Consider the following 547-nt stretch of genomic DNA (forward strand, 5'->3'; position numbering starts at 1 on the left):
TCTGCAAGATCTGGACAGAAGAGCCGGACATATTCATCCTGAACCCGATCCAGAAGATGCCGGGATAGAACACCTAGGCCATCAACTTGATGCACGGCTTTCTCAAGCTTTACAGCAAGGCATCTGTTTCATCAGCTTCCGGAAGCTGATATACGTTCGCTCGATTTTGATTCAAACGCATTCTAATCACTTGGGCAAGCAGAACTCCCGATAGCATTCCACGACTTCAAGCGTTGATAGGCTGGTTTGGAAGTGAAACAGGTCGCGGAGGATTAGATCTGCTGCAAAGCCCTTAGTGCACTCGTCCCTGCAATGGAGGCATGGCAAGACAATACCCGAGGAATGCGTCTTCTTGAGGAAGATGATCAATTGCGTGAGATGAGAACGGCTTTACGGAGCATGTGTTAACTTTTTATCAACAGACTTGTGGCAGGGTCTTGGACTTGGCGTCACCCGAAGGTGTTTTTCCGATGAACATTCGTGCTGATCTTCCTCCGACGCGGGCCGAGGCGGAGGCGGCGCTGGACGTGCTGCGCGGCTACACGGC

The 547-nt window shown here is 51.6% G+C and carries 1 protein-coding gene; it reads left to right on the forward strand.

The window, feature by feature from the left end; all coding sequences use genetic code 11:
- Window positions 1-214, forward strand: a 214-nt coding sequence (locus tag ACSHZY_RS18930) for a hypothetical protein (RefSeq protein ID WP_435171779.1), incomplete at its 5' end; no start/stop codon positions are given.
- Between the last annotated feature and the right edge of the window lie 333 nt (window positions 215-547).

This window comes from Falsirhodobacter sp. 1013 (assembly GCF_051195255.1).
GTDB lineage: Bacteria > Pseudomonadota > Alphaproteobacteria > Rhodobacterales > Rhodobacteraceae > Falsirhodobacter.